This is a genomic window from Embleya sp. NPDC020886, assembly GCF_044333915.1.
GTDB lineage: Bacteria > Actinomycetota > Actinomycetes > Streptomycetales > Streptomycetaceae > Embleya.
This window is the reverse complement of the sequence record NZ_JBIRRX010000024.1, coordinates 47,306-72,912: the sequence shown is the minus strand read 5'-3', so window position 1 is coordinate 72,912 and position 25,607 is coordinate 47,306. Positions and strand designations below refer to the sequence as shown.

25 protein-coding genes are annotated in these 25,607 nt (G+C 70.4%); 14 read left to right on the top strand and 11 right to left on the bottom strand.

Features of this window, described 5'->3' with window-relative positions:
• Nucleotide 1 precedes the first annotated feature (1 nt).
• From ACH4U8_RS43405 to ccsB, 5 genes are all read left to right on the top strand, one after another.
• Entirely contained in the window at nucleotides 2–682 is a 681-nt protein-coding gene (locus ACH4U8_RS43405; protein WP_360311799.1) for a histidine phosphatase family protein, read from the top strand.
• A gap of 126 nt (nucleotides 683–808) precedes the next feature.
• Nucleotides 809–1,423 carry a TlpA family protein disulfide reductase gene (locus tag ACH4U8_RS43400; protein ID WP_395783969.1) on the top strand — a complete coding sequence of 205 codons (615 nt, stop codon included), beginning with the start codon at nucleotides 809–811 and terminating at the stop codon, nucleotides 1,421–1,423.
• 26 nt (nucleotides 1,424–1,449) lie between these two features.
• Nucleotides 1,450–2,184, top strand: a complete 735-nt coding sequence (locus ACH4U8_RS43395) for a cytochrome c biogenesis protein CcdA (RefSeq protein WP_360311803.1) — start codon at nucleotides 1,450–1,452, stop codon at nucleotides 2,182–2,184.
• Nucleotides 2,184–3,893, top strand: a complete 1,710-nt coding sequence (locus tag ACH4U8_RS43390; RefSeq protein ID WP_395783967.1) for a cytochrome c biogenesis protein ResB — start codon at nucleotides 2,184–2,186, stop codon at nucleotides 3,891–3,893. The genes ACH4U8_RS43395 and ACH4U8_RS43390 overlap by 1 nt, the downstream gene beginning before the upstream one ends.
• 44 nt (nucleotides 3,894–3,937) lie before the next feature.
• Complete coding sequence (gene ccsB / locus ACH4U8_RS43385; RefSeq protein ID WP_395783991.1) at nucleotides 3,938–4,954, top strand: c-type cytochrome biogenesis protein CcsB; 1,017 nt, start codon at nucleotides 3,938–3,940, stop codon at nucleotides 4,952–4,954.
• 95 nt (nucleotides 4,955–5,049) lie between these two features.
• Here the strand turns inward: ccsB and ACH4U8_RS43380 are convergent, their stop codons facing one another.
• From ACH4U8_RS43380 to ACH4U8_RS43370, 3 genes are all read right to left on the bottom strand, one after another.
• Nucleotides 5,050–6,780 (bottom strand): TerD family protein, encoded by a 1,731-nt coding sequence (locus tag ACH4U8_RS43380; RefSeq protein ID WP_395783965.1) that lies wholly within the window; start codon nucleotides 6,778–6,780, stop codon nucleotides 5,050–5,052.
• Nucleotides 6,781–7,007: 227 nt separating this feature from the next.
• On the bottom strand, nucleotides 7,008–7,376 hold the full coding sequence (locus ACH4U8_RS43375) for a hypothetical protein (protein WP_395783963.1): 369 nt from the start codon (nucleotides 7,374–7,376) through the stop codon (nucleotides 7,008–7,010).
• Between the two features lie 49 nt (nucleotides 7,377–7,425).
• Nucleotides 7,426–8,289: an ATP-binding protein gene (locus tag ACH4U8_RS43370; RefSeq protein WP_395783961.1), complete on the bottom strand. Its 864-nt coding sequence runs from the start codon at nucleotides 8,287–8,289 to the stop codon at nucleotides 7,426–7,428.
• A gap of 391 nt (nucleotides 8,290–8,680) precedes the next feature.
• Between ACH4U8_RS43370 and ACH4U8_RS43365 the strand changes: the two genes are divergently transcribed.
• Both ACH4U8_RS43365 and ACH4U8_RS43360 read left to right on the top strand, forming a co-directional pair.
• Nucleotides 8,681–9,532, top strand: coding sequence for a helix-turn-helix transcriptional regulator (locus ACH4U8_RS43365; RefSeq protein ID WP_360311815.1), 852 nt, complete (start codon nucleotides 8,681–8,683; stop codon nucleotides 9,530–9,532).
• An 11-nt stretch (nucleotides 9,533–9,543) separates the two neighbouring features.
• On the top strand, nucleotides 9,544–9,732 hold the full coding sequence (locus tag ACH4U8_RS43360) for a DUF397 domain-containing protein (RefSeq protein ID WP_360311817.1): 189 nt from the start codon (nucleotides 9,544–9,546) through the stop codon (nucleotides 9,730–9,732).
• On the opposite strand, the gene ACH4U8_RS43355 is transcribed toward ACH4U8_RS43360, so the two are convergent.
• The 3 genes from ACH4U8_RS43355 to ACH4U8_RS43345 form a co-directional block, all read right to left on the bottom strand.
• Nucleotides 9,733–10,128, bottom strand: a complete 396-nt coding sequence (locus ACH4U8_RS43355) for a DUF6879 family protein (protein WP_395783959.1) — start codon at nucleotides 10,126–10,128, stop codon at nucleotides 9,733–9,735.
• 220 nt (nucleotides 10,129–10,348) lie between these two features.
• Nucleotides 10,349–11,263 carry a menaquinone biosynthesis prenyltransferase MqnP gene (gene mqnP / locus ACH4U8_RS43350; RefSeq protein ID WP_379989291.1) on the bottom strand — a complete coding sequence of 305 codons (915 nt, stop codon included), beginning with the start codon at nucleotides 11,261–11,263 and terminating at the stop codon, nucleotides 10,349–10,351.
• A complete protein-coding gene (locus tag ACH4U8_RS43345) occupies nucleotides 11,260–12,711 on the bottom strand; it encodes a menaquinone biosynthesis decarboxylase (protein WP_360311823.1) in 1,452 nt (483 codons plus the stop codon). The genes mqnP and ACH4U8_RS43345 overlap by 4 nt, the downstream gene beginning before the upstream one ends.
• Nucleotides 12,712–12,824: 113 nt before the next feature.
• On the opposite strand from ACH4U8_RS43345, the gene ACH4U8_RS43340 reads away from it, so the two are divergent.
• From ACH4U8_RS43340 to ACH4U8_RS43330, 3 genes are all read left to right on the top strand, one after another.
• Nucleotides 12,825–14,924, top strand: a complete 2,100-nt coding sequence (locus ACH4U8_RS43340; protein WP_395783957.1) for a DUF4139 domain-containing protein — start codon at nucleotides 12,825–12,827, stop codon at nucleotides 14,922–14,924.
• A gap of 2 nt (nucleotides 14,925–14,926) precedes the next feature.
• On the top strand, nucleotides 14,927–16,531 hold the full coding sequence (locus tag ACH4U8_RS43335) for a mucoidy inhibitor MuiA family protein (RefSeq protein WP_395783955.1): 1,605 nt from the start codon (nucleotides 14,927–14,929) through the stop codon (nucleotides 16,529–16,531).
• Between the two features lie 91 nt (nucleotides 16,532–16,622).
• A complete protein-coding gene (locus ACH4U8_RS43330; RefSeq protein ID WP_360311829.1) occupies nucleotides 16,623–17,060 on the top strand; it encodes a PLD nuclease N-terminal domain-containing protein in 438 nt (145 codons plus the stop codon).
• A 72-nt stretch (nucleotides 17,061–17,132) separates the two neighbouring features.
• Here ACH4U8_RS43330 and ACH4U8_RS43325 read toward each other — a convergent pair whose 3' ends face one another.
• Nucleotides 17,133–18,035, bottom strand: a complete 903-nt coding sequence (locus ACH4U8_RS43325) for a helix-turn-helix domain-containing protein (protein WP_360311831.1) — start codon at nucleotides 18,033–18,035, stop codon at nucleotides 17,133–17,135.
• Nucleotides 18,036–18,129: 94 nt separating this feature from the next.
• On the opposite strand from ACH4U8_RS43325, the gene ACH4U8_RS43320 reads away from it, so the two are divergent.
• On the top strand, nucleotides 18,130–19,905 hold the full coding sequence (locus ACH4U8_RS43320) for an amidohydrolase family protein (RefSeq protein WP_395783953.1): 1,776 nt from the start codon (nucleotides 18,130–18,132) through the stop codon (nucleotides 19,903–19,905).
• Nucleotides 19,906–19,976: 71 nt separating this feature from the next.
• On the opposite strand, the gene ACH4U8_RS43315 is transcribed toward ACH4U8_RS43320, so the two are convergent.
• The 3 genes from ACH4U8_RS43315 to ACH4U8_RS43305 all read right to left on the bottom strand — a co-directional run bounded on the left by ACH4U8_RS43315 (nucleotide 19,977) and on the right by ACH4U8_RS43305 (nucleotide 22,871).
• Complete coding sequence (locus ACH4U8_RS43315) at nucleotides 19,977–20,672, bottom strand: DUF4232 domain-containing protein (protein ID WP_360311835.1); 696 nt, start codon at nucleotides 20,670–20,672, stop codon at nucleotides 19,977–19,979.
• Between the two features lie 555 nt (nucleotides 20,673–21,227).
• Nucleotides 21,228–22,175, bottom strand: a complete 948-nt coding sequence (locus tag ACH4U8_RS43310) for a hypothetical protein (RefSeq protein ID WP_395783951.1) — start codon at nucleotides 22,173–22,175, stop codon at nucleotides 21,228–21,230.
• Nucleotides 22,176–22,265: 90 nt separating this feature from the next.
• The gene (locus ACH4U8_RS43305; protein ID WP_395783949.1) at nucleotides 22,266–22,871 is read right to left on the bottom strand and encodes a rhomboid family intramembrane serine protease; all 606 of its coding nucleotides are present in this window, start codon (nucleotides 22,869–22,871) and stop codon (nucleotides 22,266–22,268) included.
• 53 nt (nucleotides 22,872–22,924) lie between these two features.
• On the opposite strand from ACH4U8_RS43305, the gene ACH4U8_RS43300 reads away from it, so the two are divergent.
• Nucleotides 22,925–23,587: a UbiX family flavin prenyltransferase gene (locus tag ACH4U8_RS43300; RefSeq protein WP_395783947.1), complete on the top strand. Its 663-nt coding sequence runs from the start codon at nucleotides 22,925–22,927 to the stop codon at nucleotides 23,585–23,587.
• 191 nt (nucleotides 23,588–23,778) lie between these two features.
• Here ACH4U8_RS43300 and ACH4U8_RS43295 read toward each other — a convergent pair whose 3' ends face one another.
• Entirely contained in the window at nucleotides 23,779–23,913 is a 135-nt protein-coding gene (locus tag ACH4U8_RS43295) for a hypothetical protein (protein ID WP_020556503.1), read from the bottom strand.
• 180 nt (nucleotides 23,914–24,093) lie between these two features.
• Here ACH4U8_RS43295 and ACH4U8_RS43290 point away from each other — a divergent pair, with 180 nt between their 5' ends.
• Together ACH4U8_RS43290 and ACH4U8_RS43285 are read left to right on the top strand one after the other, a co-directional pair.
• Entirely contained in the window at nucleotides 24,094–24,552 is a 459-nt protein-coding gene (locus tag ACH4U8_RS43290; RefSeq protein ID WP_026219445.1) for an Lrp/AsnC family transcriptional regulator, read from the top strand.
• Nucleotides 24,553–24,633: 81 nt separating this feature from the next.
• A complete protein-coding gene (locus ACH4U8_RS43285) occupies nucleotides 24,634–25,593 on the top strand; it encodes a threonine/serine dehydratase (RefSeq protein WP_395783945.1) in 960 nt (319 codons plus the stop codon).
• The last annotated feature ends 14 nt before the right edge of the window (nucleotides 25,594–25,607 follow it).

Below are 25,607 nucleotides of genomic sequence, written 5' to 3'. Positions count from 1 at the left end.
GATGGCTCAGAAGCCGCAGACCAATCGCGATGTGACGATCGTGCACCTCATGCGCCACGGCGAGGTGCACAACCCGCACGGCATCCTGTACGGCCGCCTGCCCGACTACCACCTGTCGGAGCTGGGCAACAAGATGGCCGAGCGGGTCGCCGACCATCTCGCCGGGCGCGACATCACCCACGTGGTGTCCTCGCCGCTGGAGCGTGCCCAGGAGACGGCCGCGCCGATCGCCGGCCGGCACGGGCTGGAGATCGCCACCGACGAGCGGCTGATCGAGGCGGAGAACATCTTCCAGGGCAAGACCTTCGGGGTCGGCGACGGTTCGCTGCGCAACCCGGGGCACTGGAAGCACCTCACCAACCCGTTCAAGCCCTCGTGGGGTGAGCCGTACATCGAGCAGGTGGTGCGGATGATGGGCGCGCTGGGCGCCGCCCGGGACGCCGCGCGCGGGCACGAGGCGGTCTGCGTGAGCCACCAGTTGCCGATCTGGGTGACCCGCTCCTTCGTCGAGCGGCGGCGGTTGTGGCACGACCCGCGCAACCGGCAGTGCTCGCTCGCGTCGCTGACCACGTTCACCTACGAGGGGGACAAGATCGTCTCCGTCGGCTACAGCGAACCGGCCCGGGACCTGCTCCCGGCCAAGCTCGCCGGCAAGGCGCAGGGCAAGAGCTTCGGGGCCTGACGCAAAACCGCGAATTCGGGGCATGGCGCCCCATTTATTTGGGACGAATCGGGATGAACTGAAGAAGTGTCAGCGGCACGACGGACCCCGCGTGGAGCGGTCGTGGAGGCATGCGAAACTTTTCACATGCTCACACGCCGCCTGCCTCGTCGTGCCGCGCTGCTCACCGCCGCGGCCCTGCTCGCACTCTCCGGCTGCGGTGGGATGAGCGCCGGCGGCAAGAGCGGCGGCGACGGCAAGGGCTACGTGGACAGCGACAACAGCGGCATCGCGCGGGCCGCGGTGGGCGCGCGTACCGCCGCCCCGAAGGTCTCCGGCCAGACGCTCGAAGGCAAGGACATCAGCCTCGCCGACTTCAAGGGCAAGGTTGTGGTGCTCAACGTCTGGGGCTCGTGGTGCCCGCCGTGCCGGGCCGAGGCCGCCGACTTCCAGCAGGCACACACCGAGACCGCGGACAAGGGTGTGCAGTTCCTGGGGATCAACACCCGCGACGCCACCCAGGACAACGCGCTCGCGTTCACCGACAGCAAGGGCATCACCTACCCGAGCCTGTGGGACCCGGACGCGCGCGAGATCCTCAAGTTCACCGGCAACCTGAACCCCAAGGCCATCCCCAGCACGCTGATCATCGACCGTGAGGGTCGGATCGCGGCCCGGGTGCTGCGCGCGGTCACCATCGAGGAACTGCGCTCGATGATCGACCCCGTGTTGAACGAGCCGGTGCCGAACGAGAAGGCCTGATCGAGGTGCTGGTCGCAGCCGAAGGAATGAACAACACGGTCTACACCGGGTCGCTGCTCGCGGCCCTGCCGATCGCCCTGCTCGCGGGGCTGATCTCGTTCTTCTCGCCGTGCGTGTTGCCCCTGGTGCCCGGCTACGTCAGCTACGTCACCGGGGTGTCCGGGGCCGACCTCAAGGACGCCCGGCGCGGCCGGCTCTTCCTGGGCACCCTGCTGTTCGTGCTCGGCTTCACCGCCGTGTTCGTCTCCATGGGCGCGGCGTTCGGCTACTTCGGCGAGACGCTGCTGAGGCACCAGGCGATCATCACCAAGGTCTTCGGCGCGATCACCATCGTGCTCGGGCTCTCCTTCATGGGTGTACTGCCGGGCATGCAACGCGAGTTCCGGCTGCACCAGCGACCGGCCGTCGGGCTGGTCGGCGCACCGCTGCTGGGTGTGGTGTTCGGGATCGGCTGGACGCCGTGCATCGGCCCGACCCTGACCGCGGTGCTCAACCTGTCCGTGAGCGAGGCGAGCGCCAACCGCGGCGCCCTGCTCACGGTGGCCTACTGCCTGGGCCTGGGCGTGCCCTTCCTGGTCACCGCGCTCGCGTTCCGCAAGGCACTCGGGGCGTTCGGGTGGGTCAAGAAGCACTACGTCTGGGTGATGCGCCTGGGCGGCGGCATGCTCGTACTGCTCGGCGTACTGATGCTCACCGGTGCGTGGGATCACATCATGCGCGAGCTGCAGTCCTGGGCCGGGCAATACACGATCGGAATCTGATGAGCCAGACCCGCACCGACGACGACCTCGAACGGGACGACGACCTCGCGCGGACCTCGGACGCCGAGGAGCGAGCCGATGCCGGGATGTCCACGGCGCCCGCGCAGGACGACGGCGACGCGGAGATGCGCCAACCGCAGTTGGGCGTGGTCGGCTGGCTGCGCTGGTTGTGGCGGCAACTGACCTCGATGCGGGTCGCGCTGATCCTGCTGTTCCTGCTGTCGGTCGCGGCCACGCCGCCGACGCTGATCCCGCAGCGGCCGGTCAGTCCGATCAAGGTCAGCCAGTATTTCCGCGACCATCCCGACCGCGCGAAGATCATGGACAAGTTCCAGCTCTTCGACGTGTTCTCGTCGTGGTGGTTCGCCTCGATCTACATCCTGCTGTTCGTCTCGCTCGCGGGCTGCATCGTGCCGCGTTGCTGGGCGCACGCCAAGACGGTCCGGGCCAAGCCCCCGCAGGCACCGCGCAACTTCGCCCGGCTGCCCGCGTACGCGCGCTGGGAGACCTCGGCGGACCCGGACGCGGTGCTGGCGGCGGCACGGGGTGCGCTCAAGAAGCGTCGCTTCCGGCTGAACCCGACCGCCGATTCGATCGCGGCGGAGAAGGGCTACGCCCGGGAGACCGGCAACCTGCTGTTCCACATCGCACTGTTCGGCATCCTGGTCGCGTTCGCGCTGGGCAGTCTGTACAGCGTCAAGGGCGGCAAGATCGTCGTCGAGGGCGGCAGCTTCGCGAACGTGCTCACCCAGTACGACGACCGCCAGTTCGGTGCGCTCGTGGACGCGGACAACCTGGAGCCGTTCGGGTTCCGGCTCAAGTCCGTCGATCAGACGTTCCAGCCGACCGGCGCCAAGCGCGGCGAGCCGAGGTCGTTCACCGCGCACATCGAGTCCTGGTACGGCCACGAGGGCAAGGACAAGTCGGGGACGATCAAGGTCAACCACCCACTGCAGGTGGGTGACACCAAGGTCTTCATGATCGCCACCGGCTACGCGCCGGAGGTGACCGTACGCGACGCCAAGGGCAAGATCGCCTACAAGGGCCCGACCATCTTCCTGCCCCAGGACGGCAACCGGACCTCGACCGGCGTGATCAAGGTCCCCGACGTCAGCGTCGGACTCAAGCAGTTGGGCTTCGACGCCCAGTTCCTGCCGAGCGCGCCGATGGACCCGGACGGCAACCTGCTGGTGGACCCCAGGCGCGGTCCGATCTCGGTGTTCCCCTCGCTGCTCAACCCGCGGTTGATGATCAGCGGCTACGAGGGCGACCTGGGCATGGACTCGGGCATCCCGCAGAACTACTACGCGCTCAAGGCCGACAAGATGGCCAAGTTCATGGACGGCTCGGACGTGTGGCGCAAGGCCCTCAAGGTCGGCGACACCGTGCAACTGCCCAACGGCGCCGGCAGCATCACCTTCGACGGCGTCAAGACCTGGGCCAACTTCCAGGTCGCCAGCGAGCCGGGCAAGGGGCTCGCGCTGTTCAGCGTGGTGGCCGCCATCCTCGGGCTCGTGTTGTCACTGTTCGTCCGCCGCCGCCGGATGTGGGTGCGTGCGGTGGAGGGCCCCGACGGCCACACGGTCGTCGAGGTCGGCGGGCTCGCCCGCACCGAGGGCGGGGGCCTCGGCGAAGAGGTACAGGAGTTCGTGGACGCGTTGCGCGAGGCCGCGCCGGCGAACTCATCCGGCACCAAGGTCAAGGAGTGAGCGTGGGCGTCAACGAGAACCTCGCCCAATTCAGCAATGTGCTGATGTATTCGGCGATCGCCGTCTACCTGATGGCGTTCTTCGCCTATTGCATGGAATGGACGTTCGGCAGCAGCGGAGCGGTGGCCAAACGCTCGGCCGACCTGTCGGTCGAGGTGCTGGAGCCGGCCGCCGTGGGCGCGGCCGGCGGGGTCGCACTGGCCGAGCGGCCGGTGGTGGTGCTGCGCGAGGGCGGGCACGACGGCGCCGGTGCGGACGACCGGGGCGACGTGTCGGGCGGCAGCGAACGCGCCGACCGGATCGGCCGGGTCGCGGTCTCGCTGACCGTGCTGGCCTTCCTGCTGCAGGCCGGCTCCGTGCTCACGCGCGGCATCTCGGTCGAGCGGGCGCCGTGGGGCAACATGTACGAGTTCTCCACCTCGGTGTCGCTGGTGGTGGTCGCGGCCTTCCTGGTGCTGCTGTGGAAGTATCCGGTGCGCTGGCTGGGCCTGTTCGTCACGCTGCCGGTGCTCACCACACTCGGCGTCGCGGTCACGCTGCTCTACACCGACTCCGAACAACTGGTCCCGGCGCTCGACTCGTACTGGTTGTGGATCCACGTCGCGTCCGCGATCGTCTCGTTCGGCGCCTTCCACATCGGCGCGCTCGCCTCGATCCTGTTCCTGTTCCGGCAGGGCTACGAGCGCCGGCAGGCCGACCCGGCCGGGGCCAAGCCGGGCCGCTTCGACGACAAGCTGGCTCGGCTGCCGAGTTCGGCCTCGTTGGACAAGACCGCCTACCGGGTCAACGCGATCATCTTCCCGCTGTGGACCTTCGCCATCGTGTGCGGCGCGATCTGGGCGGAGAACGCGTGGGGCCGCTACTGGGGTTGGGACCCCAAGGAGGTCTGGTCCTTCATCACCTGGGTGGCGTACGCGGCCTACCTGCACGCCCGCGCCACGGCGGGTTGGAAGGGCACGAAGGCGGCGGCGGTGTCGCTGGTCGCGTTCTCCTGCTTCCTGTTCAACTACTACGGCGTCAACATCTTCGTGAACGGCCTGCACTCGTACGCGGGCGTCTGAGCCTCGGTCGCCTCGAACGGTCTGCCCCGTCGCCCCCTTGCCGGGGCGGCGGGGCAGCGCCGTTTCGAGGCGAACTCGGCTGCTGCCGGGGCTCGTCAGGGGTAGAGGTTGCGGCCCTCGCTGATGTCTCGGTGGTAGTCCCGATCCAGGATCATTTCCCATTCGAACTCGTGGATGGCATTGTCGTCGCCCTTGAACTCGACGGGCCCCATGCTCATCGCGAAGCGCCCGTCGGCGTAGAGCATCGGGCGTTCCTCGCCCTGCTCGGAGTAGCGCTCGACGTGCCGGACCGTCGGGCCCTGCGGTGTGGTGAAGTCGATCAGCGTGATTGCGACCCAGTAACCGCCGGCGTTGTCGTCGAGGAGCGGCACGGTCACGACCGAGCCTCGGCCGTCGTCGACGACGGCCTTGGCACCGTAGGACTTGAAGCTTCCGCTGCCGTTGGTGATCGCGCTGTAGGCGCAGATCAGCACGTGGCCCTGGAGGTCGGGGCGGGTGATCCGGATCACCTCGCGACCCGGGCTGCGGGCGTCGCCGTCCAGGTGGATGTACGGCTCGGCGGTCGTCGAGCCGAAGTCGCGGTAGTAGACCGCGCCCCTGGTCGGTATTCGTTCGTAGCTCGGCGGCACCGCCTCGACGCGTGGCACGAACAGTGCGTACAGGTCGAGGTCCGCCTCGTCGAATTCGTTGTACCCGGCGCCCCCGTTCCATTCGAGTGCCGCCGTGATCACCAGGTCGGGGTCGCCGTCCCAGGGCAGGGACACGCTCTGATTCTTGGTCAGCTTGATGGCGCCGAGCGACGGCTTGGTCATGTTCGGCGGGGTGGCGACGTTCGGGGCGGGGGCGTGCGGGGTCGCCGGCGGATACGACGTGGTGGGTACGGATGTGGTGATCGGTGCGGGTGCGGGTGCGGGTGCGGGTGCGGGTGCGGGTGCGGCTGCGGCTGCGGGTGCCGGGGTGGGGGTCGGCTGCGTGGGGGCGCTCGGGCGGCGACGCAGCCGGGACAGGGCCCGTGATATCGGGGAGGCGGGTGGGGTGGCGGGTGCCGGGGCGGGGGGTGGTGCGATGGCCGGCGGTGGGGTGAACCCGACGGGGGCCGGTGTGGGCGCCGGTGTTGCGAAGCCGGTGGCGTACTCCGGAGCGGTTGCGGCGGCCGGGGGTGTGGCGAACTCGGGCCCCGGGGTGTGCTGTTGTGGTTGTGCGGCGGGTGGGGCGAAGGCGACGGGTGCCGGCTGGGCGGCGGGGGCGGCGAAGCCTGGGGGTACTTCCGTCGCGTCGGGGATCGCGAAGCCCACCGCCAGGTCGCCGGCCGTCGGCGTGTCGTCCGGCTCCTCGGCGACCTCGATTCCGAAGTCCGTGGCGATGCCCGCGAGACCGCTCGCGTAGCCCTGCCCGACCGCGCGCACCTTCCACGCGTCCGCGCGCCGGTACACCTCGACCAGGACGGCCGCGGTCTGGCCCCGGTTCAGGTCGTCGGGCCGGTAGAGCGTCCCGCCCACGACCGCCTGCAGGCCGTGGACGTCCGCGAGGGTGTCCGCGCCCGTTTCCCCGTCGGCCGCGACCACCACGACCAGGCTCGCCACGTCGGCGGCGACCGCGCTCGTGACCACGGTCAACCGCCCGCCGTCGGCGAGTCGGACCGCACCGTCGGGGCTCGCGGGGTTGTTCCAGAACACGAAGTCCGCGTCACCGCGCACCAGATGATCGGCAGTCAGGAGCAACGCCGAGACGTCGACACCCGCACGCCCCTCCCACGACACGACGACCTCGACTACCTCGTCGCCGAGCGGCGCGTTCGCGCCCGTCGTCAACACGACACGCGTCATCGATGACCAACCCCCCAGAGTCGACACGGTCCCCCGCCGAGACCTTATGCGGCGATCCGCCCTGTGGCTTCGGCCGGCGCGGATCGGTACCGGATCGTGGGCATTCTCAAGGCGACGAAGGGTCCCTGAAGTGCGGGAAGTCCGCCGGCCGGAGCTGTGGGAGCCGGCCCGGTCCGACCGTCCGCACGGGCCCCGGCTCTCCGCACCTGGGCCCGCGCGGAGGCCGCTCACCCGGTGGCCTCGTGCGCGGCCCGGGTCAGAATCGCGGCGACTTCGGCCACCGCGGGGCGAGCGGCGGCGAGGGTGTCCGCGTCCGTGACCATTCGTTCGAGCTCGCGCAGTCGCCGAGCCCGGGCAGGCACCCGCCGCAACGCGACGAACACCGCCCAGCGATGCAGGAAGGCCCGTATCGGAGCCGTGCTGTCGGCCCGCACGGCCGCTCGCCAGGTGGCCCGGAAATCCTCCTCGAACCGACCCGCCGCCGCCGGGTCGAGCGCAACCACCGCCGCTCGCAACGCCTGCTCGCACACCGGCGGAACGGGGAACAACGGCGCGTCGGCCGAAGACCCGGGGCCGTGGCGGGGGTCGGTCCTCACGATTGCCCTTGCCTTCCTCGGATCGGATGGCCGACGGACGGTCGGCGGCTCAGTGATCACACCCCCAGTGGATGGGGCGGAGGGCGGTGCCGACGGCGGCTTCGGTGATGTGGTGCATGTTCTCCAGGCCGCGCAGGTTGAACAGGTGTTCCGCGCTGAGCAGTCGGGCGTGCTCGGGTGTGGTGTCGCCGACGATGAACCACGATGTCGGGCCTTCCTTCGGAGTCAGCCACCCGCACTCGTGGTGCGGCCACTCGACGCCGAGCGCCCGGACGATGGCCAGGCCGCGGCCGTGTTCGAGCAGGCGGTGCGGCGGCCGATCGAGGCCGACCTCGCGGAATTCCACGCACAGGACGGGGTGGCCATCGGCGAGCGCACCCGTGATGTCGAGTACGTACGAGGTGATCGCGGCGGGCGTCTCGCGAAGCGCCTCGACCACCAACTCGGTGACCATCAGCCCGACATAGGTCCGCCGATCCCCGCCGATCCCGATCCCGTCGCACACCTCCCACACGAGGTGCCGCGCGGTCCGCGCCGACTGCGCAATCGCGGGCAGCGATCGCGACACGGTGACGGGGGATTTCACGACCACGGGCACCGTCGACGTCTGGGCCTCTCCGAACGATGGCGAGAGCGCCTCGCATATGGCCCTCGCCCGAGCAGACACCGGGGCGAACTCTGCGCTTGGGGCTGCTTCTTCTTCGGCGGTAGACGCCTGGTTGAGCGCATAAATCAGACCCATGGTCAGGAACTCGGCCTGAGCCTTGGTGAGCGTCAACACAGGGGTATCGGAGCCGCTGAGGTCTCCGTCTTCTTCGTGGACGATGAGGGGGACCGTGATCGTGCCGGTCTCATGGTGTCGGCGGGCCAAGAGTACGTCTGGTTTGAGGGCGAATCGGATGACATCGGTCATGTGTGTCACCTCAACCTTGGAGTCGGTGCGGTGATGGCGAGCCCGAGAGGGCCGGCGAGATGCTTCAGAAGCGTCATTGCTCGGGCCTCGGACAGTTCTTCGAGACGTGGGCAGTGCATGGACCCGAACGCAAGAACGAGGCCATATTCGGACGGGCGGCTGACGAATACGCGCAAACCTTCGGTTCGAGCGGACGACGGTTGGACCATCAAGGCGCCTCCCGATTCGACCATCACTGAAACGACCAGGACGGCTACCCTTCGTGCCCGAATGCTCACGTTACTCCTGCACGCGTGCACCTTCAACCGTTACAGATGCACGCGTGCACCATTCACATGGTGGCGATACGTTACGACGACGCGGCAGACTGTTGCCGAAAATTGGGGGTGCCATGCCGGCCAGACCGACGATCCGAGCGCGACAACTGGGCTCTGAACTGCGACGACTCCGCGAAGCTGCGAACAAGTCGACTGATGAGGCTGCGGCTCACCTTGAGTGCTCGCGGCCGAAGATCTCGCGGATAGAGACCGGATCCGTCGCCGCACGACCGATCGATGTCCGAGCGCTACTCGATATGTACGCGGTGCACGACGCTGCAACTCGCGATGCTCTGCTCGAATTGGCGCGCCAGAGCGGTCGACGTGGATGGTGGCGCGACTACGGTGACACTCTGCCGAAGCCGTACGAGGATTTTGTGGGGCTCGAAGCCGAGGCGTCCTACATCCGCACCTGGCAGACGAGTTTGATCCCCGGCTTGCTCCAGACGGTCGACTACGCCCGAGCAATCACGGCTGCGAACCCGGCCTCCACCACCCCGGAGACGGTCGAGCAACTCGTCAAAGTCCGCATGGAGCGGCAGAACGCCGTCATGAACCGGCCCGATCCACCTCGGTTCTGGGCGGTGATCTGGGAGCCGGCGCTCCGGGTTCCTGTCGGTGGTCGTGACGTGATGCGTGCCCAACTCGCGCACCTCTCCGAACTCGTCGCACGGCCGACCACCACTGTCCAGGTCCTGAAGACGAAGAAGGGCGAAATCGCCTGTGTGGCAAGGCCATTCGTCGTCTTCGCGTTCCCACCGCCCGCCCCCGATGTGGTGTTCCTTGAGAACCTGACATCGTCGAACTACCTGGAGGGCGAGAACGAGGTTGCGGACCACATCCTGACCTTCGACTACCTCCGGTCATCAGCGGAGAGCCCTGCTGATTCCCTGACCTTGATCAACCAGGTCATCGCCGAGCTTTAGGAGCGAATCGAATGCAGCCCGACATCGCCGGCCCTTTCCGCAAGTCCTCGCGCAGCGGCCCCACCAACGACTGTGTCGAAATAGCGCCCACAGCAAACAATGGGATGGCGATCCGCGACAGCAAGGACCGTGCCGCCGGCATCATTCGCGCAGGCCGGGGGCCCTGGTCGGCCCTGATCGCCGACCTGAAGCGCACCTGATCACCCGAAGGAAGCCGCCCCACCCGAAGGCGAGGCGGCTTCCGGTGCGGCCACGTACTGGTCGACGGTCTCAGGTGGGGCGGTATGTCGGCGCGGCAGCCACCGAACCTCTTCGCCGGCCGCGAGGTTCGCAGCCGGGGTCGCCTCGTGCTCGTATCGGATGTAGTCCCCGATCGGCTCGGACACGATCCGGGCCCTGCGCACTTGCGCCCCATGCACGATGGCCGAGCCCACCAGGGCATGCCACGCCCGATCAGCCGGGCCGCGATCGTACGCAACCCCCGCCCGCCAGGCCACGAACGCCGGGGACGTACCGGCATAGTCGTCCCGCATCTCCAGGTGCCAGGCCCGCTTTCGAACCGAGCTCGACAACTCGTCGAGCGTCGGAGTCGTCACCGGTGCCGTCCACCTCCGGGAAGAACCGCAATATGCGAAGCGGGAGTTCGGATCGCGTCCTCCCCGACGCGAAGGAACACCTTCACCGAGTGCGCGGGGCCGGCCGCCCGACCCGCCACCTGGTTGCGCGAAGTTGCGCGCCCGCGCGATCGGAGCAACCGGCCTCGACTCCACCGGCTCCCGCCGTTGCGCAAGCCCGCACCCGAGCCCGAAGACCGGCCTACGGCCGCAGCCCCCGCACGCCCAGATCCAGCAGTGCGCAGACGAACAGGGCGATGCCGATGAAGCCGTTGGTGGTGAAGAAGGCCCGGTTCAGCTTGGACAGGTCGTCCGGCTTGAGCAGGGAGTGTTCGTAGACGAACGCCGCGCCGACGATGAGCAGGCCCAGCCACCAGAAGAAGCCCGCGCCGGTGAGGGCGCCGAACCAGATGAACAGCAGCGTGGTCACCACATGGGTGATCTTCGAGGCGTTCAGCGCGGCGGCGATGCCCCACTTGGCCGGCACGCTCTTGACGCCGTGCGCGCGGTCGGCCGCGACGTCCTGGCAGCCGAAGATCAGGTCGAAGCCGCCGATCCAGGTGCCCACCGCCAGGCCCAGTACGACCGCCTGCCACGACCACGAACCGGTGATCGCCAACCACGCGCCGATCGGGCCGATCGCCTGCGCGACCCCCAGGATCGCGTGCGGGACGTTGGTGAAGCGCTTGCCGTACGGATAGATCACCATCGGGATCACCGCGACCGGCGCGAGCGCCAGGCACAGCGGGTTGAGCAGCGCGGCGGCGACCAGGTAGAAGAACAGCGCGACCAGCGCGCCGACCCACGCGGTCCGCACCGACACCGCGCCGGTGACCAACTCCCGGGTCGCGGTTCGCGGATTGCGCGCGTCGATCTCGCGGTCGATGATCCGGTTGCAGGCCATCGCGAAGGTACGCAGGCCGACCATCGCCACGGTGACCAGGAACAGCTCCCGGTAGTGCAGTCGTTCGTTCGTCTCGTACATCGCGGTGAAGGCCGCGATGTAGGCGAACGGCAACGCGAACACCGAATGCTCGATCAGTACCAGGCGCAGGAACGCCTTGACCCGGCCCACCTCCGAGGGTGCTCCGGGGGCGGGTAGCGCGGCGGACGTCACAGTCCGTATTCCTTCCAACGACGAGTCACCTTGGCGGCGGTCTCGGGATCCGACACGACCATCTCCGGCCAACCGCCGTCGCGCGTGTAGCCCTCCTCGGGCAGCTTGCGGGTCGCGTCGATGCCCGCCTTGCCGCCCCAGAACTGCTGGTACGACGCGTGATCGAGGTGATCCACGGGCCCCTCGGTCAGCAGCAGGTCGCGGGCGTAGTCGGTGTTGCCGAACGCCCGCCACGCGACCTCGTGGTAGTCGTGCACGTCGCAGTCGGCGTCCACCACCACGATCAGCTTGGTCAACGACATCATGTGCGCACCCCAGATCGCGCTCATCACCTTCTGCGCGTGCTTGGGGTACTTCTTGTCGATCGAGACGATCGCGCAGTTGTGGAAGCCGCCCGCCTCGGGCAGGTCGTAGTCCACGATGTCGGGCACGATGATCTTGAGCAGCGGCAGGAAGAAACGCTCGGTCGCCTTGCCCAGCGGGCCGTCCTCGGTCGGCGGCCGGCCGACCACGATCGACTGGAGCAGCGGCTTCTCGCGCATCGTCACGCAGTCGATGGTCAGCGCCGGGAACGGCTCCTGCGGCGTGTAGAAGCCGGTGTGGTCGCCGAACGGGCCCTCGGGCAACATCTCGCCCGGGGTCAACCAGCCTTCGAGTACCACCTCGGCCTCGGCCGGGACCTGGAGCGGCACGCTCACGCAGTCGACCATCTCGATCCGCCGACCTCCGATGAAGCCGGCGAAGAGGTATTCGTCGATGTCCCCGGGCAGCGGCGCGGTGGACGCGTACGTCACCGCCGGCGGGCAGCCGAACGCGATCGCCACCGGCAACCGCTCACCGCGCTTGGCGGCCACCTGGTAGTGGTTGCGGCTGTCCTTGTGGATCTGCCAATGCATGCCGATGGTGCGCTTGTCGTGCCGCTGGAGCCGATACAGACCCAGGTTGCGCACCCCCGAGTCGGGGTCCTTGGTGTGGGTCAGGCCCAGGTTGTAGAACGAGCCGCCGTCCTCGGGCCAGGTGAACAGCGCCGGGATGGTGTCCAGGTCGACGTCGTCGCCCTTGAGGACCACCTGCTGACAGGGCGCGTCCTTGATCTTCTTCGGCGGGATGTGCGCGACCGAACCGAGCTTGCCGAACGCCTCTCGGATCCCGGTGAAGCCCTGCGGCAGCTCCGGCTTGAGCAGGCCGCCGATCTTGTCCGACAGCTCGTCGTAGCTGCTCAGCCCGAGCGCCATCAGCATGCGCTCGTCGGTGCCGTAGACGTTCATCGCCAGCGGCATCGAGCTGCCCTTGACGTTTTCGAACAACAGCGCCGGGCCTTTGGCCTTGTTCACCCGATCGGTGATCTCGCCGACCTCCAGATGCGGGTCGACCTCGGCGCGTACGCGCTTGAGTTCACCACGCTTCTCCAGTGCCTTCAGGAAAGCGCGCAAGGTCCCGTATGCCATGCGTGCCAGTATCCGATACGGACTCGCCGCGGCCGCACGCGCACCCGGCCGGTCGGGCTACCTTGGTCCCCCCGTGCCGAGCAGGGACGCGCACGGACGAGCAGGAGGGGTACATGCTCACGGTCGCTTCGGAATTGCGTTCGGTGGTCGTTCACGCCGTGGGGGCGGTGTGTGTACGAAATTGCGAGGTGGACCTGCCGGCGGGCCCACCGGGTCCGGTCCGGGTCCGGGTCACCGGCTTCCCGCTCACCGCGTACGGCGATTGGCTGCGCGCGCGGGTGGTCGGCGGCGGCGCGGGTGTCCGGGTCACCGACATCCGGCCCGTGGTCGACGTCGAGGTGGTCGAGGAGCGGGACCTGCCGGGCGTACTGCTGGACCTGGAGGCGGCCGAGTCGCGGGTTCGGGCGTTGCGTGCGCAGAGCGAGCGACTGGCCGGCGAACTGGCCGAGATCGCCGGGCTGGAGGCCGTACCGCCCTCCGTGCGACGGGGTGATCCGCCGCGCCCCGCACCGGTGACCGCGCTGCTGGAGCTGGCCGCGTTCGCCGACGAGCGGGCCCAGGCGCTGTACGAGCGCATCGGCACGTGCGACGAGCGGTTGCGCGAGGCGATCCGCGACACCGAGGTCTACCGGGCGCGGCTGAACGCCGCGTCCGGGGCGCAGCGCACCGAGCGGGCCCAGGTGTTCGGCACCGCCGTGGTCACCCTGGAGCACACCGGCGAGGCGGGCGCGGTCGAGCTGGCCGTGGAGTACCACGTGCCCGGCGCGCGCTGGGCGCCGATGTACCAGTTGCGGCTGGACGCGGCGATGACCGGCGGCACGCTGGTCATGCGGGCCTGTGTCGCGCAGCGCACCGGCGAGGACTGGACCGGTGTGCGGCTCGGCCTGTCCACCGCCGACCTGGCCCGCAGCACCGCCCTGCCCGAGCTCAAGTCGCTGCGCCTGGGCCGCCGGCAGACCGCGCCCGCGCACGCCGGCTGGCGCGAGCCACCGACCGGCCTGGCCGAACTGTTCGCGGGCTACGACGCGAGCCGGGCGCGGCGCCCGCGGCCGGCCGCGGCCAAGGAGTCGTCCGAGGTACGGCGGACGAGCGCCGCCGGCGGCGCGTTCGCGGCGGAGGAGGTCGCCGATTTCGACCTGAGCCTGCCGGCGGCCCCGATGCCGGTGACCTCCCCGGCCCCGCCGATGGCGGGCGGCTACGGTGCCCCGCCGCCGCCCCCGCGCCCCGCCCCCGCGGCCCGGCGCGCCCGCCGGATCGGGGCCGCCGCGCCGGCCGCACCGGCCGCGCCCGGCGGTGCGTTCGAACTCGCCCGCTTCGACGCGGGGGCCGACGAGGACCCGATCGCGCAGAGCGCACCCGCGCCGGTGGAGCAATACGAGCCGGGCAGCGACCTGCTGGACTACGCGGCCCTGGAACTGCGCGACGCCGACGACGCGGCGACCCGGGGCCGGTTGCGCCCCGCGCCGTACGCGCCCGGCGGGACCGCGCTGGAGTACCGCCGGCGCGCCGACACGGTGACCCGACTGGCGCTGCCCGAGCACGCACACGCGCCCCGCGACGCGGCCGGGTCCTTCGACTACCGCTTCGACACCGCGGCGCCGGCCGAGGTGGCCGCCGACGGGGTGTGGCACACCATCCCGGTGTGCGAGATCGAGGTCGGTCTCGACCCCGAGTTCGTCTGCGTGCCGGCGCTGGACGACGCGGTGTTCGGCACCGTCGTACTGGCCAACGCTTCGGCACACGCGCTGCTCGCGGGCCCGGCGGACGTCTCGGTGGCCGGCGAGTTCCTGATGACCGTGCCGCTGCCGACGCTCGCGCCGGGTGCGCGCGAACGGGTCGGCGTGGGCGTGGTGGAGAGCGTGCAGGTCTCGCGCAACGCGCACATGCGCGAGTCGACGGCGGGTCTGCGCGGCGGTACGGCCGTGCTCGACCACCGGATCGAGATCGAGGCGGTCAACCACCTCGGCCGGTCGATCCGGCTGGACATCCTGGAGCGGGTGCCGGTCACCGACGACAAGGACGTCAGGATCGAGGAGCACGCCGGCGCGCCGCGCTGGGTGGAGGACACCGAGTTGCGCGACGGGCGACACGTCCCGGGCGCGCGGGTGTGGCATGTCGAGCTCGCCGCCGGCGAGCGGAAGAACCTGACCGGTGGCTACGAGATCCGGATCCCGGCAGCGAAGGCCGTGGTCGGCGGCAACAGGAGGGTCTGACGGTGACTCAGCCGACTCTGCAACAGGGCACCCCGGCCGAACGCAAGCCGGAGGCGCTGCCGATCACGGCGGTGACCTGCCTGGAGGACCGGGCCCAGGTGACCCGGTCCGGCCGGATCGAGGTGACCGAGGGCGTCCAGCGGGTGCTGGTCGGCCCGGTGACCCCGCTCGCGGTGGACCGGTCGCTGCGCGTGGAGGTGGTCGCCGACGACGGCACCGCGACCGCGATCGACGCGCGGGTGATCCGCGAATACACCCCTCGCCCGGCCACCGGCCCCGGTCCGGACGCCTCCGAGCTGCGCCGACTCGTGCACGACCTGGAAGAGCGCGGCGTCGCGCTGTCCCGGCACTCGAACCGGCTGCACACCCGGCTCACGCTGATCGCCCAGGCGCGGACCGAACTGCGCCGCGACATCGCGGAGCAGACCGGCTTCGGCACGGCCGAGCCGGAGCGCTGGGCCGCCGAGCTGGACCGGCTCTCGGCCGAGACCGAGGAGCGGCACGCCGAGCTGCACGTCCTGGCCGACGAGCAGTCCTCGGTGGAGCGCCGGCTGCGCGATGCGCGGGCGGCGCTGAGCGTGGCCGAGCAGGAGCCGAGGGAGCTGACCGCGACCGTCGAGGTGGTGATCGAGGCCGAGCTGGCCGGTTCGGCCGAGCTGCGGGTGGTGCACCTGGTGCCGTGCGCGCTGTGGCGGCCCGCCTATCGGGCCACGCTCGCGCCGGATCGCCGCTCGATCGAGGTGGAATGCGACGCGGTGGTGTGGCAGCGCACCGGCGAGGACTGGGCCGGCGTCGCACTGTCCCTGTCCACGGCACGACCCACCCTGGCCGCCCGCCCGCCGAGCCTGGTCGAGGACCGGCTCACCCTGCGCGAGCGCACCCAGGTGGAGAAGAAGCAGGTCGAGGTGGATCTGCGCGAGGAGGAGATCGCCGCGGTCGGTCGGGTCGCGGGCGGTACGGCCGAGTTGCCCGGGGTCGACGACGGTGGCGAGGTTCGGGTGTTGGCCGCGCCGACGCCGGTGGAGGTGCCCTCGGACGGGCACCCGCATCGGATCCGGCTGACCACGTTCACCACGACGTGCGAGCCCGAGGCGGCCTGCTCGCCCGAGTTGTCGCACTTCGTGAGCCAGGTGGTGCGCTTCGCCAACGACGCCGGTCACGCGCTGCTCGCGGGCCCGGTGGAGTTGGTCCGCGGCAGCGGGTACACCGGGCGCGGGCAGCTCGACTTCGCCGCGCCGGGCGAGGAGGTCCGGTTGCCGTTCGGCAGCGAGGACGACTTCCGGGTGGTGCGCGAGGTCACCGAGTCGCGCAACACGGCCTCGCTCACCGGACGCACGGTGGTCACCCGTACGGTGACCGTCTTCCTCTCGCACGTCGGCGCGCCGGACGCGGAGCCGCCCGGGGCGGTCGTGTTGCGCGAGCGGGTCCCGGTGTCCGAGGTGTCGGCGGTCGAGGTCAAGGTGCGCGGCGACCTGTCGGAGCCGGCGCCGGACGCGGTCGACGAGCAGGGAATCGTGCGCTACGACGTGCGTTTGGCGGCGGGCGAACGGCGTCGGATCACCCTCGTGTACGAACTGCACGCCTCGGGCAAGGTCACCGGCTTGTGAGCCGTCCGGTGTTCATGGAGCCGACCGTCTACGCTGGATGGGAGACGCATCCGAGTACCGAGCGCCGAGTAACTGCCTGGGAGACCGCCACATGATCAGGGTCCTGCTGTTTCTGCTGCCCCTGGCCGTCGGGATCTACGCGTTCATCGACTGCCTGACCACCGATGAGCAGAAGGTCCGCAGCCTGCCCAAGATCGCCTGGGTCTTCATCATCCTGTTCTTCTGGCCCGTCTTCCTGGGCCCGATCGGCTGGTTCGTCGCCGGGCGCCCCAAGCGCGAGTACACCCCCGGCGGGGTCGGCGGCTTCGGGTTCGGCGGGCGTGGCCAGGGACGGCAGATGGCCCCGGACGACGACCCCGAGTTCCTCGCCTCGTTGAACAAGGACAACCGCAAGCCCAGCGAGCCGAGCGCCGCCGAGGATCAGGCGGAGATGCTCAAGCGCTGGGAAGAGGACCTCAAGCACCGCGAGGACGACCTGCGCAGCCCCGACCAGGACAACCCGGAGGGGCGGGCGAAGGACAAGGACTGAGCCGGATTCCTCGGCGATCCGACCGGGCGGGGCGCATCGGCGCCCCGCCCGGTTTTCGTATGTGCCCCTCGCTCAGGTCGCGGCGGCCACCTCGGCCGCCGCCTCCGCGAGCAGCCGGCCGGTCTTTTCCAGCGTCTGCCCGTCGGTGCGCGGCGCGAAGCCGCGCAGGCTCAGGATCAGCACCAGGTCGCCGTCGCCGTCGTGCACCGGTGCGCTGATCGCGCCCGCCCGGTAGTCCCGCTCCGGTTCCAGCTCGTCGATCTGTCCCCCGTCGGAGCCGCCGATCTCGGCGGCGATCTCCTCCAGGAGCGTGCGCAGCCGGGCCGCCGAAGCGCCCGCGCCCAGCGTGTCCAGCCCCTCCAGGTGCTCGTCCAACTCGCCGAGCGTCGCGCCCAGGCGCGTCTCCACGTCGGTGACCAGCTCGATCGCGAAGCCCCGACGCCGCGCGTTGTCGATCGCGCGCGCCATCCGCGCCCGCGCGGCCGGGTCGTGCGCCTCGTCGAGCCAGCGCCGGACCGTCTGTTCGTCCGCCCAGGGCACGTAGCCGATGCCCAGCGGCGGGGTGATCGGCGCCTGGGCGCCGACCCGCAACCGGTGCACCTCGGGCCCCGGCGCGCGGACCACCTCGGCGATCGCGACGTGGTGCTCGCCGGGGGTCATCGCGAGGCAGGACAGTCCGGTGTCGTCGCGCAGCCGGGCCATGATCGGGCGCGCGACGTCGAGCACGCCGAGCCCGCGCGCGGCGGCCCGGCCGACCGCCACCAGCGCCGGACCCAGTCGGTAGGTGCGCCGGGTCGGATGCCGGATCAACCACCCCAGCGAGGTCAGGCTCGCCAGCATCGGGTGGCACGTCGCGGGGCTCACCGCGAGGTGGCGGGCGATCTCGGACAGGGTCAGCCCCTCGGCCGGCCGGTCGGCGATCGCGTCGATCAGGGAGACGAGTCGGTCGGTCTGTGGTGACGGTCGTGGGGCCATGTTCGGCACCCTACTGGATCATTTCGCATAGTGCGCATATTGACTCGCACAATGCGCAGCCGTACGGTCGGCCCACGTTACCGGGGAGGCTCATATGTACGACCTCAAGATCATCAACGCCACGATCGTGGACGGCACCGGCGCGGATCGTTTCGTCGGCGATGTCGGGATCCGGGACGGCCTGATCGTCGCGGTACGCCGACACGACGGCCCGGACCCGGCGCTCGCGGGCGAGGCGACCGAGACGATCGACGCGGCCGGGCAACTGCTCACGCCGGGCTTCGTGGACATCCACACCCACTACGACGGCCAGGCCACCTGGGACGAGGTGCTCGACCCGTCCACCTCGCACGGCGTGACCACGGTGGTCTCCGGAAACTGCGGGGTCGGCTTCGCACCGGTGCGACCGGGCCGCGAGGACTGGCTGATCCGGTTGATGGAGGGCGTCGAGGACATCCCCGGGACGGCGCTGGCCGAGGGCATGACGTGGGGCTGGGAGACGTTCCCGCAATACCTGGACGTGCTGGAGGAGCGCACCTTCTCCGCCGACATCGGCGTCCAGGTCGCGCACGGCGCGGTCCGGGCCTACGCGATGGGCGATCGCGGCGCGCGCAACGAACCGGCCACGGCCGAGGACATCGAGGCGATGGCGGTGATCGTCAAGGAGGCGATCGAGGCCGGCGCGCTGGGCTTCTCCACGTCGCGCACCGTCGCGCACAAGGCGATGGGCGGCGAACCGGTGCCCGGTACGTTCGCCACCGAGGACGAACTCTTCGGCCTGGGCCGGGCGATGGCCGCAGGCGGGCGGGCCGTGTTCGAGCTGGCCCCGACCGGCTCGTCCGGCGAGGACATCGTCAAGCCCGCCTCCGAGGTGGCCTGGATGCGCCGGCTGGCCGCCGAGATCGGCATGCCGGTCTCGTTCGCGCTGCTCCAGGTCAACGCCGCGCCCGAGCTGTGGCGCGAGCTGATGGCCGAGTCGCAGGCCGCGAACGAGGCGGGTGCGCAACTGCATCCGCAGATCGCGGGCCGTCCGTTCGGGATGCTGACCGGGTTCGGCACCCGCAACGCGTTCAGCAAGCGACCGACGTTCCGGGCGATCGACGACCGGCGGATGGCGGGCGAACTGGACGACGCGGCGTTCGCCGCCGAGTTGGCCCGGCCCGAGGTCAAGGCGGCGATCCTGGCCGAGGCCGACCTGCCCAGCGACCCGAACGTCCCGGGCGACTCGGTCAACCTGGCGATGCAGTTCATGCTGGACCGGATGTACCCGATGGACGCGGTCCCGGACTACGAGCCGCTGCCGGACCGCACGGTGGTGGCCATCGCCCGGGCGCGCGGCGAGGACCCGCTGTCGACGCTGTACGACCTGCAACTGGCGGACGACGCGCGGACCACGCTGATGGTCCCGATGTTCAACTACTCGGACGGCGACCACGAGGCGATCCGGGAGATGCTCACCCACCCGGCGAGCGTGTTCGGCCTGGCCGACGGCGGCGCGCACTGCTCGATGATCTGCGACGCCTCGCAGCCGACCTTCCTGCTCACCCACTGGGCCCGGGACCGCACCCGCGGCGAGCGGCTGCCGCTGGAATTCCTGATCCGCAAGCAGACGATGGACACCGCCGCCCTCTACGGTCTCTCCGACCGCGGCGTGGTGGCCGAGGGCAAGCGCGCCGACCTCAACGTGATCGACCTGGACGCACTCACGCTGCACCGCCCGCGGATGGTGCACGACCTGCCGGCGGGCGGCGGGCGCATGCTCCAGGCGGCGACCGGCTACGTGGCCACGATCGTGGCGGGGCAGGTGACGCGGCGGGCCGGCGTGGACACCGGTGCGCGACCGGGGCGGTTGGTGCGGGGCGCGCGCTGAGATCGCACGGGCGGGCGCGGGTGTGCGGGGCCTGTGGGCTCCGCATCCCCGCGCCGTGTCGCACCCGGGGCCTACCAGGTGACGGCGTCGTCCATCGACTGCTGCCAGTACGTGACCTTGAGCGAGCCGTCGACGTAGGCCCCCTTCGCGGGCAGCGACGGGTGGGCACCCGAACCGACGCTCTCGTTGCCGGAGGGACCGTGGAAATACACGGTCAGGGAGTTCTCGGTGTGGCCCTCGCCGCCGCTGCCGTCGGCGGCGGACAGATTGACGGAGGCGTAACCGGACTCGCCCGGCTTGAGGGTGACGACCGCCTGCGGCTTCGACTCCTCGATGACGGGCGGCACCGACTGCGCCTCGCCGAAGCGCACGGCCGGAGAACCGTAGAGGTAACACGTCTTGCCGCCGGTGTTGGTGACGGTGAGCAGCATGTGGTTGATCGGCCGATTCAGCGGCGCCGCGACGGTCTTGGTGTTGGACCCCTCGCAGGTGACCGCGCCCCCGGAGTCGGGCCGACCGGCCGGGCCCTGGGTGGTGGCCGGGCCGGGCTTGCCGTTCGAGGACGAGGGCCGCGAGGCGGGAACGGACGCGGCGGGCGACGCGGCCGGAGGGCCCGACGCGGCGGCCGACGGAGCCCCGGGCGGCGTGCTCGCGGCCGGGGCGAGGGCCTTGTCGTCGCCCGTGTCGCACCCGGTCAACAGGAACGCGGCCAGCGCGACGGAGGCGGCGCCGACGAGACGGGTGCGGGAGGTACGGATGCCGAACATGCGGTCGATCCCCTTCGAGCTTCGGGTGTGCTGCCGGAACGACCCCGAGCCTGCGCCGCAACCCGTCCCGGCCACCACAGCCGACCCACAATCGGGGACACCGGAACAACGAAACGCCCTCTGACCAGGGACGACACAACCACCCTGGAATGCCGGAATGGAACGCGAGGCAACCTCGTCGGCGCGGCTTCGGCGGCATCACGCGGTTCGTATGCGCCCTGCGGGACCTGCGCGTGCCGGGCTTCGGCCGTAGCCGGAACGGCCGCCGCGTGAACGACCGGACCCGGGAGTACGACTCGACGCCGAGCACGTGGTGGGCGGACTCGCCCGGGAAATCCGGGTTGCTGTAGGCGACTTGGCTCAGGGGCCGGCCGACGTCGCCGTCGGGCGCCGGGTCGGCGGCGTATCGGAGGGTGCGCTGCGGCTTCGGGGGTTGCGTCGAACTGCGAAACGGGCCTGCCCTGTTGCCCCCAGGGAGCAACGGGGCAGGCCCGTTCGAAACGGTGGTGACTCACGCCCCCGAGTGCGATCCGGGCGCGAAGGGGGCGGTGTCGGTCAGGCCGTCTTGTCCTCGCCGAACATGTTTTCCAGGCCGCCGCCGAAGGTCTTCAGGAGGCCGTTGAGGTCGACCGTGTCGCCGGGGGCCGGGGCCTTGGGGGAGACGCCGCCGGGGAGCTTGGTGTACTTGAGGTCGAGGGTGACCTCGTTGGTGCCGTCGCTCTTGTCGTCGGCGGTGAATCGCACCGGGAACGGCTTGCCGTTGGCCGCGACGTACATCGTCACGGTCGTGCCGTCCTCGTCCTTGGAGATCAGCGGGATCACCTTGATCCCGTTGATCTCCGTGGTCGGGCCCTTGGTCATCGGCGGCTCGTCGGACGAGTCCGCGGGGTCGCCCGAGTCGGAATCCGAACCGAACAGCCCGTCCAGCGACGGCGTGCCGCCCTTGAGCAGGTCCTGGCCGAGCTTGCCGGCCTCGTTGCCGCCGATCTTGATGTACTTGCCCTCGACGAGCTTGGCGCCCTCGGCGAACATCTTGGTGAACTGCTCGCCCAGCGCCTTGTCCTCGGCCGACTCGGGTGCGCCGGACGACGACGCGGCCTCGGCCCGCTTGCCCAGGTCCAGGACGGTCTGGACGGTGCCGGGCGCGATCTTGATGTACGTGGTCTTGTCGACCGCGATCAGCTCGAGTGCCTTGTCCTGCAGGGTGACCCGGCCCTCGGCCTGCTCGGCGGTGCCGACCCGGATGTCCACGCCGATCGGGAGGTCGTAGATCTTTCCGGTGCCCTCGATGCGCAGGTTCGTGAGGTCCTTGAAGCCGGTCTCGGCCTGCTTGGACAGCGCCTCCACGGTCAGGCCCTCGTTGGACGGACCCTTCGGGTCGAGCGCGTCGCCACCGGCGGCCGCGGGCTTGAGCGGGTCTCCCGAGGAGGACTCGCCACAGCCGGCGGCGAGCAGGACCAGCGGAACGGTCAGGACCGCGGCGGATATCCGAAGCGAATGCACAGGTGAACTCCCGATCGAGGACGAGCAAAGGCGTGGTGAGGAAGCCTGGTAAAGCGTCTACCGAAATGGTATGCAGTCGCGTCCACTGCATTACCCGATGGGCAGGTCGGCGGGCGAGAGCTGTGACACATCGCGTCGACGGCGGAAGGCGAGGGCCGCCACCACGCCGCCGATCAGCCCGAACAGGTGGCCCTGCCAGGACACTCCCGCCGCGAGCGGGGTGATTCCCATCGCGAACGAACTGCCGTAGAAGCCCAACACGCCGAAGCCGATCAGCACATCCAGCACCCGCCGATCGGCGAACCCCCGCACGATCAGGTAGCCGAACAACCCGAAGACCAGGATGCTCGCGCCCGCCGTGTTCGTGTTGTCCGGTGCGGTCAACCACACGCCGAGGCCGCCGATCACGGTGATCGTGAGCAGTACGGCGAGGAAGCGGGTGATCCCGCGCAGCGCGGCCAGGAAACCGAGCAACATCAGCGGGAAGGTGTTGGAGACGATGTGTCCGGTGCCGAAGTGCAGGAACGGCGCGCTGAGTACCTCCGGCAGTTCGTCCGCCCGCCGAGGGGTGACGCCGTGGGTGAGCAACGAGTCGTCGGTCGTGTAGTTGATCAGTTGCACGACCCAGATCGCGCCGACCAGAACTGCGGTGACCAGGGCCGCGTCGCGGACTCCCGACACGGATATGCGGGACATGCAGACCCCTCCCCTGCGGTTGGCAGTACCGCTACGAAGCCACAATAGGAGCCATGGACGAGGAGCGGGACAGTACGGGACGACGTCCGTGGATAGTCGGCGTATCGGGAGCCTCCGGTACGCCGTACGCCGCGGCGGTGCTGCGCGGGCTGCTCGACGCGGGCGAGCAGGTGGACCTGGTGGTCAGCCGGGCGGCCCGGTTGACCCTGCTCGACGAGACCGGCATCGCCTTCCGCGACGCGCACTGGCGCGCCGACCTCGCCGCGTGGACCGGGCTCGACGACGCGTTGCTGGACCGCGTCCGCTACTGGGCGGCCGGCGATCTGGGCGCGGGACCCGCGAGCGGGTCGTACCCGGCCAAGGGCATGGTCGTGGTGCCGGCCAGCACCGCCTCGGTCGCGGGCATCGCGATCGGCCTGTCCAAGGACCTGCTCCAGCGCGCCGCCGACGTCACCCTCAAGGAGCGTCGCCCGCTCGTCCTGGTGCCGCGCGAGACCCCGCTCACCGGCACCACGCTGCGCCACCTGGTCCGGCTCGACGACGCCGGCGCGGTGATCCTGCCGGCGTCCCCGGCCTTCTACGCGGGCGCCCGGGACGTGCAGCGCCTGGTCGACTTCGTCGCGGGCAAGGCGCTCGACGTACTCGGTGTCCCGCACACCCTCTACCGACGGTGGGACGGCGAACTGGGCGGCGCCCGACGCGAGGCGGCCGGGTGAGGCGCGGGCGAAGACCACCGGTCATCACCCTCGCCCGGAGAGACCGAACGCGAAGACGCCACACCCGGCGAGACCACACCCGGCGAGACCGAACTCGGCGAGACCGAACCCGAGGACACCGAACCCGGAGAGACCAAAAAGGCCCCCGTGGTGACGGGAGCCTTGGCGGTCTTGCCGGATCTGCCGGGCGATCAGCGCCCGGACTTGCGGCGGCCGACCAGACGCTTCACACGCTTGAGCGTGTTCGACGGTTGGGTGGCACGTGAGCGTTCCGCAATGGCATGCAGTTCCTGCATGTGTGCGCGGGCCATCTCCAGGGTGTACACGGTGTCGTCTCCCCACGAATCGTCATCGGAGGCTTGTAGCTCCCGATGCCTTTGATTCTAAGGGTTAGAATCAGAATCGTCCAATGAATTACAGGCTTGACCCGGGTTTGCACCTTCGCCATGTCGCAGACCCCTGAACGCCCCCCGCTGGACACCATCGATTACCTGGAGGAAACGGACATGGATGCCGTCGACCGCAAGCTGATCCAGGCGCTGCGCGGCAACGGGCGGGCCTCGTACGCCGAGCTGGGCCGACTCGTCGGCCTGTCCGGCCCGAGCGTCACCGATCGCATCAACCGGCTCGAACAGGCCGGCGTGATCACCGGCTACCGGGCCTCCGTCGACCCGGTCTCGCTCGGTCTGGGGGTGACCGCGCTGATCGGGATCCAGCTCTCCGACGCGGCCGACCACGACGACGTCAGCCGCCGACTGCGCGACCTGGACGAGATCGAGGACTGCTGGTTCATCGCCGGCGACGACTCGTTCATGCTCAAGGTCCGGGTCTCGGACATGGAGGGGCTGGAGAACGTGGTCCGGCGCCTGTCCGGCACCCGCGGCGTGGCCCGCACCCGCACCACCGTGGTGCTCTCCACCAAATGGGAGTACCGCGCGGCCGAGCTGCCCGAACCGACGGAGTAGCCGCACGGTCGGCGTGCACGACGGTCCGCGAGCCCACCGCACCCCCTCGACGTGCCCGGATCCCCTCGTAGGGTGGCGGACATGACGAACCTGGTGACTCTCGAAGACCTTCGGGCCGCACGCGAACGCATCGCCGGCACGGCCGTACGCACCCCGCTGCTGCCGTCCCTGCACGGTGACGCGGACCGACCGCTGTGGCTCAAGCCGGAGAGCCTCCAGCCGATCGGCGCGTTCAAGATCCGCGGCGCGTACAACGCGATCGCGGCCTTGACCGACGCCGAGCGCTCGCGCGGGGTCGTCGCACACTCCAGCGGCAACCACGCGCAGGCCGTGGCCTACGCGGCCCGCCTGTTCGGTGCCCGAGCGGTGATCGTGATGCCGGACACCACACCGACCGTCAAGATCGAGGCCACCCGCGCGCTGGGCGCCGAGGTGGTCATCGTCACCCCGGACCGGCGCGACACCGCCGCCGGCGAGTTGGCCGCCGAGCACGGCTACGCGTTCGTACCGCCCTACGACGACGCGCGGATCATCGCCGGCCAGGGCACCACCGGCCTGGAGATCGTCGAGGACCTGCCCACCGCGGACACCGTGCTGGTCCCGGTCAGCGGCGGCGGCCTGATCTCCGGCATCGCCGCCGCGGTCAAGCTGACCAGCCCGGGCACCAAGGTGATCGGCGTCGAGCCGGAACTGGCCGCCGACGCGGTCGAGTCCTTCCGTACCGGCGTGCGCACCGCGTGGTCCACCGCCGACACCTACCGCACCATCGCCGACGGCCTGCGCACCACCTCGGTCGGCGTGCTGCCGTTCGCGCACATCCAGGCGTACGTGGACGACATCGTCACGGTGACCGAGGAGCAGATCCGCGAGGCGATGCGCTTCCTGGGTCGACGCGCCCGGCTGGTCGCCGAACCCGCCGGCGCGGTGGCCGCCGCGGCCTACCTCTTCCGCAAGGACGCGCTGCCCGCCGGCCGCGAGCACGTCGCCGTGGTCAGCGGCGGCAACGTCGACCCGGCACTGTACGCCGAGGTGATGGCCTGAGCGGACGCCCGGCA